The organism is Paludibacterium denitrificans, assembly GCF_009707705.1.
Classification (GTDB): Bacteria; Pseudomonadota; Gammaproteobacteria; order Burkholderiales; family Chromobacteriaceae; genus Paludibacterium_A; species Paludibacterium_A denitrificans.
This window is the reverse complement of sequence record NZ_WLYX01000001.1, coordinates 3100450-3109502: the sequence shown is the minus strand read 5'-3', so window position 1 is coordinate 3109502 and position 9053 is coordinate 3100450. Positions and strand designations below refer to the sequence as shown.

General features: G+C 51.3%; 13 protein-coding genes. 6 read left to right on the top strand and 7 right to left on the bottom strand.

Translation table 11 applies throughout. From position 1 onward, the window contains the following. Nucleotides 1–304: 304 nt before the first annotated feature. The 7 genes from GKE73_RS20180 to GKE73_RS24330 form a co-directional block, all read right to left on the bottom strand. Nucleotides 305–1453, bottom strand: a complete 1149-nt coding sequence (locus tag GKE73_RS20180) for a hypothetical protein (protein ID WP_230371309.1) — start codon at nucleotides 1451–1453, stop codon at nucleotides 305–307. Beyond that, the gene (locus tag GKE73_RS20175) at nucleotides 1450–1947 is read right to left on the bottom strand and encodes a type II restriction endonuclease (protein WP_230371308.1); all 498 of its coding nucleotides are present in this window, start codon (nucleotides 1945–1947) and stop codon (nucleotides 1450–1452) included. Before GKE73_RS20175 ends, GKE73_RS20180 begins: the two co-directional genes overlap by 4 nt. Beyond that, nucleotides 1919–2227, bottom strand: a complete 309-nt coding sequence (locus GKE73_RS20170) for a hypothetical protein (protein WP_230371307.1) — start codon at nucleotides 2225–2227, stop codon at nucleotides 1919–1921. The genes GKE73_RS20175 and GKE73_RS20170 overlap by 29 nt, the downstream gene beginning before the upstream one ends. A 109-nt stretch (nucleotides 2228–2336) precedes the next feature. Beyond that, nucleotides 2337–2654 (bottom strand): hypothetical protein, encoded by a 318-nt coding sequence (locus GKE73_RS20165; RefSeq protein WP_230371306.1) that lies wholly within the window; start codon nucleotides 2652–2654, stop codon nucleotides 2337–2339. Between the two features lie 73 nt (nucleotides 2655–2727). After that, on the bottom strand, nucleotides 2728–3249 hold the full coding sequence (locus GKE73_RS20160; RefSeq protein ID WP_230371305.1) for a very short patch repair endonuclease: 522 nt from the start codon (nucleotides 3247–3249) through the stop codon (nucleotides 2728–2730). A gap of 10 nt (nucleotides 3250–3259) precedes the next feature. Next, complete coding sequence (dcm, locus tag GKE73_RS24335; protein ID WP_312854523.1) at nucleotides 3260–4006, bottom strand: DNA (cytosine-5-)-methyltransferase; 747 nt, start codon at nucleotides 4004–4006, stop codon at nucleotides 3260–3262. Nucleotides 4007–4080: 74 nt separating this feature from the next. Continuing rightward, on the bottom strand, nucleotides 4081–4530 hold the full coding sequence (locus GKE73_RS24330; protein ID WP_280955044.1) for a DNA cytosine methyltransferase: 450 nt from the start codon (nucleotides 4528–4530) through the stop codon (nucleotides 4081–4083). 249 nt (nucleotides 4531–4779) lie between these two features. On the opposite strand from GKE73_RS24330, the gene GKE73_RS20150 reads away from it, so the two are divergent. From GKE73_RS20150 to GKE73_RS20125, 6 genes are all read left to right on the top strand, one after another. Continuing rightward, complete coding sequence (locus GKE73_RS20150) at nucleotides 4780–5211, top strand: PhzF family protein (protein ID WP_230371304.1); 432 nt, start codon at nucleotides 4780–4782, stop codon at nucleotides 5209–5211. Continuing rightward, complete coding sequence (locus GKE73_RS20145; protein ID WP_230371303.1) at nucleotides 5205–5579, top strand: PhzF family protein; 375 nt, start codon at nucleotides 5205–5207, stop codon at nucleotides 5577–5579. Before GKE73_RS20150 ends, GKE73_RS20145 begins: the two co-directional genes overlap by 7 nt. 613 nt (nucleotides 5580–6192) lie before the next feature. Beyond that, nucleotides 6193–6339 carry a hypothetical protein gene (locus tag GKE73_RS20140; protein ID WP_230371302.1) on the top strand — a complete coding sequence of 49 codons (147 nt, stop codon included), beginning with the start codon at nucleotides 6193–6195 and terminating at the stop codon, nucleotides 6337–6339. An 821-nt stretch (nucleotides 6340–7160) separates the two neighbouring features. Beyond that, entirely contained in the window at nucleotides 7161–7691 is a 531-nt protein-coding gene (locus GKE73_RS20135) for a hypothetical protein (protein WP_230371301.1), read from the top strand. A gap of 165 nt (nucleotides 7692–7856) precedes the next feature. After that, a complete protein-coding gene (locus GKE73_RS20130) occupies nucleotides 7857–8297 on the top strand; it encodes a hypothetical protein (RefSeq protein ID WP_230371300.1) in 441 nt (146 codons plus the stop codon). Between the two features lie 70 nt (nucleotides 8298–8367). Then, nucleotides 8368–8898 carry a DUF6236 family protein gene (locus GKE73_RS20125; RefSeq protein ID WP_245393868.1) on the top strand — a complete coding sequence of 177 codons (531 nt, stop codon included), beginning with the start codon at nucleotides 8368–8370 and terminating at the stop codon, nucleotides 8896–8898. Nucleotides 8899–9053: the final 155 nt, after the last annotated feature.

Here is a 9053-nt window from a genome sequence, read left to right as displayed (position 1 = left end):
AATTGATAAAAATTATTTTGCTATCAATTTCTTTTAATTATACTTATGGGGCTGAGGTGTTTTTTGTAATGTATTGATATTTTAAATTACATTGCTTATGTTAAAATTGCTAAAAAACCAACCCCCACTTGGGGTAAATTTATACAGCTCCGACTGGTCCCGAGAAGAACCCCGCGCCTCGGTCGAAACCTACTTGTGTCCGTCTGTGTGGTGGGGTAGCTTGGCTTTCGACTTATTTATGCAAAAAAGCCCGGTAGATACGAAGTTGTTGATTGTATAAAAGGTTGAACCGTTGGTATGTTAATTAGAGTTCAGCTTTCAAAAAATCCTCTACTTTAATCATGAGTTGATACCTTGGAACTCCTTTGGTATAAGAGCCTGATTTTTTTCCGTCAGCCCGGGAAATACCATCGATATGTCTTGACTCAATATCAAGATATCGCAGGTCTTGAGACGACCAAGGAACGAGTCGGTGGTTAAATAATTCTCCAACTGTGGCGGGCATATGGTTCCATATGACATAACGGTAGACCCAGTCGTTGTTGCTGCAGAGAAGAATATTTTCAGCATGTGATGTATCGAGACCGAAGCAACCTTCATTAGGCATTACGGTTTCCCATCTTTCAGTATTTTCCAGCTCAGCACCTGGCTGGTTATCCTTTAAAGGGATCTGCCCCGCTTGTTTTACCTTCCATGCCTTGCGTTCCTTTTTGTTCAGATTTTTGGCGATCTCAAGGTAGGTTTCCAGCCGTGGATTCTGAAGCAAGCGGTATCTCAATCCATGAGCGGGATCCTTCCTTTTGAATTCGACGAAGGTGAGTGTCCCGGAATCGTTGATACCGATACCGTCAATATCGGTAAAATTTTTGCTTGAGAAGTTCATTAGACATCTTGTGGACAATAACTTTTTTAACTCTGTGGTACTCAACAGCTCAAGCCATGGGCCGATCTCGTTGTCGGATCTTGTTGAGACGTAGTGCTTTAGTTCATTGGCAGTTTGTGCCGTAAGCTCTGCGGAAAGTTGCAAACTATCCTTCGTTGTGTACCGACAAATGCTATCGCCCTCTCTGAGTAGGCTTGTTACCTTGAAGACCACTGAAGGTGGCGTATTTGGCATACTCAACTGGCTCTGGACTTCGTACTGGACCAAGTAGAATTTGTCCTGAGGTTGTCGTTTGGATATCTCCTTGATAAACAGGAGGGTTGGCTGCTTCTTGGCAAGGCTGTCGTTTGAGGCTATCTTGAACCATTCCGTGCACTGTTTTTTCCAACAGAACCTTTTCATCCAGCCAAATGCAATCACAGCCGGGAGGTTAAGCTCCCTGAGCTTGGAAAGGTGTCTCTCGAAATAGAGTTCGGTCACCAAGGAGGGGCGCCGCTTGGTTGGCCTACCTTCTTTCAGGTCGTACTCCACCCGGTGGATCCAGTCGATCAGAAAGGCCTTTTCGTTCATATCTCTTCGCTTACTTTTGGTTCGACCTGAGCCAACTTGACCTGAAGGATGAATGCCTCCAGATCCTGTAATCCGGTTTGTTGCCGTGCCGTGTACGTGGCATGGATGCTGGCAGGAACAACCAGCTGGAGCTGGTGGGACCTCATTTCATCGGTCTGGGCCTCGCTGATCGCAGCTTCGAGGGTGACGAGATGTTTGGAGGCAATACGGTTTGCCTCACTCAGCACCTGCCGCCAGCGGTCCTTGCAGGTGGTTTTGGCACCCAGCATCAACAGGTTCCCGGCAGGGAAGGCCGGGTCATGGTAGGCGGAGAAGGAGGGGAACATGAAGTCCGGCCGGGTATTGTTTTCAGTAACGTTACCCTTGCCGCGGCCTTGCTGGAACTGCAGGCCGTGCAGGCGGAACAGGGTGTCCAGATGGCCTTCGAAGGCATGCCCCACCCGTGATTTGCGGCGGTTCTGCACGCTAAGCGAGTAGCTGATGAAGGCATCCACATCGTCGCCGTGTTCGCCGAAGCTTGGGACGCAGCTGTGCCTGGACCAGCTGACGTTCGTACAGGCGGAAGAGTTTTTCTTCGTGATCCATCCACGCCATCAGGGTGGCGTCCGGATCGGACAGGGCATCGGTTTGTCCGGCAATACTGTCGCGGGCAAAGGCTGAGAAGTCGGCGGTAGTCGGGAAGGCTGCTCCACCGAAGGTAGCCAGCAGACGTTCTATCCATTCATCGTCGGATCGGTCTGGCTTGGCCAGTTCGATGCCCAGTGTTTCCAGCATCAGCCGCAGGGGCAGCAACAGGGTGCAACTGCCAGCTCACCAGCCTTGAAGCGGTCACCAATATCCCCCAACCCAAACAGCAGGCGTAACTGCCGCTCGGCAGCACTTCTTAAGCCGGGGCAAACACCATCAGCAGGGAACCGGGTTTCAGTGCAGCACCATCTCTTGGCAGGATGACATCCTCGAGCGGCAGGGCTTCATCACTCAGTTTGGCGACCAGAAAGAAGTCACCTTCGCTGAGGCGTTCGGTAACCGGGCTGTCATAGTAGTAGAGGCGATATTCCGGGCTGCGGTGTGCCACCTTTCGGCGGCAGTCGTACCAAGTGACATGGCTATCGCAGATGATGGGCTCTTCATCATCGTCAGGGATGTAGATCTGGCGGGCACGGAAGCGGTATTCCTCGTCTTTGCCGGAGTGCCCAGCCATTCGCGGAAGCCTGCAGCGGGCAGTCCGCCGATTTCGTGCTGGTGGGATTTGCCGGGCTCGGCGTCCACGGCACTCAGGTATTTGGCGGCAACGCCTTCGGTGTAGTCACTGATTCTGTCGTCAAACATGGCAAGGGATGGAGGCCGGTCTCATCGATGTGTGCGTCATGGTCCTCCATTATCAACCAGTCGGCGACGCAGTCAATCAGCATGTCTTTTGACAGGGTTTCATTCTTTCGCGTTGCACATTCCCAGACTATCAGGACCCGCCAGCCAGCCTGCTTCAGTTGTGCCAACTGACGGGCATCACGTTGCCGGTTGCCAGCTATCTTTTCCAGCCAGAAGTCGGTACGGGTTTGCGGTACCTTGAAATAGCGGCAGTCGTGGCCATGCCAGAAGCAGCCATGGATGAACACCACGGCCTTGTATTTGGGGAAGACAAGGTCCGGCTTGCCGGGCAGGGCCTTGTCATGCAGGCGATAGCGAAAGCCCCGGGCGTGCAGGGCTTTGCGGATGAAGATCTCCGGTTTGGTGTCCTTGCCTTTGATGCCCGACATCATCCGGCTGCGGGTGGCCTTGTCGACAATGTCGGTCATGACGAGAGGGTCAGACCATGGCAACCTGTAGCGGCAGCTCGGGCTCCAGCGTGTCCTGGATCAGGAACTGGTGCATCAACCGCGCCGTATGGGCCATCACATCGACTACCACCGAGTTACCGAATTGCTTGTAGGCACGGGTGTCGGATACCGGGATACGGAAGGTGTCCGGGAACCCCATCAGGCGTGCGCACTCACGGGGAGTCAGGCGACGCGGGTTCTTGTTCTCCCCCTGATACACCAGAATTTCCGAGCCGTCCTTGTAATAACGGGCTGACAGGGTACGGGTGACGCTGTCAGGCCCTACCAGACCAAAACCGAAGCCGTTGCCCTTGGCGCGGTGTTTCTCGGCATAGGCTTGCAGATAAGCCCACAGCTTGGGGGTGAGGGTGTACTTGTCCTGCACCTTGCGGGCTGCATGATCGAAGAAGCGGTCGCCATCCCATGGCAATACCGGTTCGCTGCCATCGGTGCGGTGCAGGATCTCGCCCAGCCGGATATTCCCTTTGGGTGGCAATGGCAGGGCGTCCCAGTCGAACGCGACCGGCTCGCGGAAGCCGACAATCAGGATGCGTTCGCGGTGCTGCGGCGTGAAGTGGGCACCATCAATCACCTTGCAGTGAATGTGATAGCCCAGCTCCTCGCTCAGGGTGCGGCGGATCACGTCAAAGGTGCGTCCCTTGTCATGGGACAACAGGTTCTTCACGTTCTCCAGCAGGAAGGCACGCGGGCGTTTTTCATCAATGATGCGGGCCACATCAAAAAACAGGGTGCCCCGGGTTTCATCCTGAAAACCGTGGGCACGGCCCAGTGCATTCTTCTTTGATACGCTTAAGCAATGGAAAACGGCTGGCAGGGGAAGCTCACCAACAATACATCATGGTTGGGCACGTCGGTGGCATGGACCTGGGTGATGTCGCCGTTCAGCGGATGCTGGTCACGATGGTAGTTTTCGGCATAGGTCTTTTGTGCGTAGCTGTCCCATTCGCTGGTGAATACACAACGACCACCAATACTCTCGAACGCCCGGCGAATACCACCGATGCCAGCGAACAGGTCAATGAACGTAAAGTCCGGTTCGTCACTGCCGAATGGAAGTGCCGGTGGAAGAATCTGGCGCAAGGCATGCTCCAGATAAGACGGCGGTTCACAGTCCCCGGATTCCCAGCGGCGAATGGTACGGGCATCCACCTTGAGGGCTGCCGCAATCTCGGCCTGACTGCGCAACTGGCGGACTTCAGCCAGCATGGCCTTGATGTTGAGGGAATCAGCTGTGTTCATGAGGCTTTCTCTGGGACAAAAACCGGACATAACGTCCTCTATGAGACACATTTTATCCGGATGATGAAGCGATAGCCGGTTTTGTTGAAAAAATCAGTTAAAAATTTAGTGATCCCTAATCTACGGATCAGCTTATCCCCCGCAGTGTCACAGCACTTTACCTGTTAGCCAGCTTAACGGGTTGCTATCCTATTCAAGGAATGGACTGCAGGTTGCTGACTAATCTATCAATTTGAACAGGGACATCTCATGAAATTGCCGATCTATCAGATTGACGCCTTTACGGATAAGGTATTTAGAGGCAACTACGCTGCTGTAGTGCCACTCGAACGCTGGTTGCCCGATAGTTTGATGCAGGCAATCGCCGCTGAGAACAACCTGTCCGAAACAGCATTCTTCGTGAAAAATGCCGACGGCACCTTCAGCATCCGCTGGTTTTCTCCACTAACCGAAATCGCTTTTTGTGGACATGCCACGCTGGCAAGTGCATATGTGATCTTCCAGCGATGTGATGATTTGGAAGTCATCGAATTTGTTGCGAAAGCGGTCGGTCGGCTTACCGTTTGCCATACGCGTAACGGACTGATCGAAATGAGCTTCCCGCAACGTCGGTCTGAAAAGCTGGACGAAATACCCGCAAACTTGCTCCGGGGCTTTCGATACGGCCTCAAGAAGTGCTGATAAACCAGCAAGCCTATGTTGCCATCTACGGAACAGAACAGGAGGTACGATCCGTTGTTCCTGAACTCAATCTGTTGTCGGCACTTGGTCCGCTCGATGTCGTCGTAACAGCGCGCGGAGATAAGCATGATTTTGTATCCCGCTACTTCTGGCCTGCCAATGGCGGAGATGAAGATCCGGTGACCGGATCTATTCACGCGGCGCTCGCGCCGTTATGGTCTGACCGTTTGGGTAGGTCAGAACTCGTGGCCATGCAGGTCTCACGCCGCTGCGGATTACTTCATTGTCGCGTACAAGACGACCGGGTATATATCTCGGGTCACGCTGTTCAATATCTTGAAGGGACAATCGAAATCCCGGAAGCGTAGGGAGCGAAAGCCCGTATTTACCGGGCTTTTTTACTTTGGAAAATCGCGAAGTTGACACAATAGGTCAAGGAGGATGTGGCCGCACAGGCAGGACGCCACCCCCTGCGTGTGCACGCCCTTTCGGGGTTGCAATACGTAATGCGCTATTTCACATATTCCAGTGCGACCGAATGGATTATCCCCGCGGTAACTCGGAACTCAACGCGGCAACCGTATGCCATCAAGATAATTTATGGCTTTGCGCAAAGTGTAGGTTTATGCTTTTGTGCTTAACTTCTGCCTTCAGCTAAACCACACTCAACTCATGACAATACGTTGGCGTTTTGCTTCCTTGCTGCTTGTCCTTTTCTCTGTGACTGGTTGCGTGGCCACTATAACGCCTTATCCAGCTGAATGGCCGCCATTAAAAGCAGCGGGTCCATCTCCTTGTCCTGATCTGACTGGGACATATCCTGATGAAAGCGTTCCCCCGCAGAGGCAGCCAGCCTGCTCACTTGGTGGGCGAGGTAACTTCTGTGAGAGTTTGTCGCAAAAGCTCGTTGGCCTCTACCGTACGGGATGGACTGCAAAAACCATTCACCCAAAGCTAAGGCTTGAAGGGCCGAGTGATGACATGCTTCAACTTGCATTCATTGATGATAATGGCCGCGAATCCCATAAGGTATTACATGCGGCTGCCGGTGAATTCAGTTGCCAAGAAGGCGCTGTCATTATCAGAACGCCGGAGAAGCAATGGCAGGTGACGGCGCCATTGGAATGAACACGGGAAGTCGACGCGAATTCAGACGTTCGAGCGATGGTGCTTTGGTTATGCGGGAGAGCAGTATTATTGCTGGCATCGTATTCCTAGTGATTCCAGTACTTGATAGACCGATGTCTTGGTGGAAATGGTTACCGGTGAAGTAGTTCCTAAGAAAATGTATCCTGATTGGATCAGAAAAGGAGTTTTCTTTAGAGCTACGTGTGATGCCTTACGGGCAAGAGCGGCCGGTGGGTCTTGCCTTGATAGCAGACATTTGTTTCCAATTTCTCTGTAGTCAGACTGCACCTTTGTGCGATCCTCCATTATTCGTCGGAGCTGTTGTTATACGGACGCAGCACTGGCAAGATCAAGGATTGGCGCGGGTTTGCAGGGTATAATCCGACGCTTTATTAATAATGTTATGACTGACCGATGGGTTGTTATATTTAATGTTAGAAATTACGGGGGCCTGAATTGGAAGCAGAATTTGAAGAAAAAGAATATGAGGGGCCACTCAACCATGAACTCTTGGCTAACGACCAAAGAATTTGGCCCCCGGGCCGTGTTTTGAGAAGCATATGGGAATTGACGCGGCGCTAATGGTAACGTCGCCACTGTTTTGGAAAACCGTTGGCTTCTCGGACCCGCTACCCGGCGTAGTTCTCAATGACTTGCGCTTTGGCCGAATCTGGCGCCAAGTTGAACGAAAGCGAACACTACCAACATTCGCGACTAACCTTTTCCTACAAGTTAAACGCTCCGAGTTCTTGAGTAGATCGAACTACGCGGTTCCGATCTATGGTCCGCACTACCGATTCAATATCAAACAGCATCAACAGGTGGCTCTTGTTCGTCTAGCCAAAACTCTTGGGCATCGTGGCAAGGTCTTTTATGCCGCGCCGGTGTTCCATACTCACGATGTCCTATACCGCCTCACAGCGCGGCAAGAGTTAGTAAAAAATTCTAACTTCGCCCCAATACACCGCTTAAATGGCCACGAACGCTGGCTCTATAGCAAGCCGGGCGCAAGTGGAGTAGGTCATTCAGAGCCAGAAAAAATAGACGAACCAAATTTTTTGGACCAATTAAACGATCTCGAAACGATGTCCATCGAGTTTGATAATCGAAGAAATGAAACCACTCTTGAAGATTTACGGTTTGTCGCGCTAGCCATTCAATCTAGTGCTCGTGAAACAAGTTGGTCGAGTCCTATTTCGCGAGAATACCTACGACGCACAGAAGCACTATCCGCAGTGGAGCACGAACCTTATGAACTCCAAGCAGCAAAGCTATTTATGCAGATAGTCACGTTCTGCCAGCTATTTGGTGTCCAGTGGCATGTCGTATCGTCGGAGCAGGATAATTTCTAACCTTTCAGTCAACCTGACAGCCCAAAGCTGCGCTTTAGGTTCTCTCCGCTGCTTCGCAGCTCCGGCTGCAAGTTACCTCCAACGTTAGATTTCTTTCTGCCATGCAACAAAACGCGCTCTACTACCCACACATCGACCTCCACAACGCAGCCCTGGATAAAGGCAATGGCGTTGTTTTACGACAATATCTATCGCATCGTTCCAGACAATGTGATCCCAGAGGATGCAGAGGAGCTAAACCCTCTTTTGGAAGAGGGGGCGATTGGACAGATGATCAATCCGGCGCCTTATTCCAAAAATGCTTCAGACGAATTTCTTTCGAAAATTGAGGATTGGAATGCTGCTGCACTTACCTTCGATCCAGAGGATGAGAAGCAAATATCACGAATTCATAGCGAAAAGACTGATGAACGAGTTCGTGAACTCTTCAAAGAGGCTGGTTACAGATCAGAAAATGACCGGATGTATGTCCCGACTGCAATCGCATCCAACTTCATGCTCTACATGGCGAGCGATATTGCGCAGAAAAACCAACTCTCACTAATTACTGGAGACTGGGGCGCCTCGGACTGGAACAAGCTATTTCGGCGTCAACGGTCAAGTTGACGACTTCATTATCAATATCGGAAAAGATAGTTGTACTGATGAAACATCAGAGAGTTTTGGTCTATTCGGCTTGCTTGTTAGCGAATTAGTTCCTGTGAATATTTCTGAAATTCCATCCGAAAAGATTCTAGAGTTTCGCGATAAGAGACGACCCGAGATTACTCAATTTCGCTCTTGCATGAATGAACTTCGCGCCGAACTGTCGAAGCTTGATTCCCAAGACGTAAAGGTCGGCGCAATTCAAGAAAAGGCGAAGGAACTGATTCGTGCTCAGAAGCAATACAAAGCGAGCGCCGACATTATTAAAGCAAAGGGATGGTTCGGTGTTTCGCTAATGGGTTTCCCAGCCCCACTAATTTTCGGCCAGTTGTTGTCCATTCCTTCATCTTCTGCTGTGGCTCTTGGGGCGGCAGGTCTCGCTATTGGCGGACTCTTCAATATTCAGAACTCCAAAGAAGAACTGCGGAAACTGAATGAAAAGAATCCTGCATCATTTCTCGTGGAGATGCGACGATCCTTCAAGAGCTACACGGGGGTGAGAGGTGGTGGCGACATGAATTTTCATGCGTACAACTGCATGGAAGAGTATGTTAACGACTAATCAGAAATCTAACATCCCGCTCCAAGGGACGCCTGCTTACGCAAGCCGTCAGCCGCCCCTGAGCTTGAACGTTAAACGTCCGCTTTCCCAAGTCCGCAAAGTCTGCAACGGGTCGTAAACAGACGCCAGCAAAACTGGCCTGGCCGTCTGCTTGT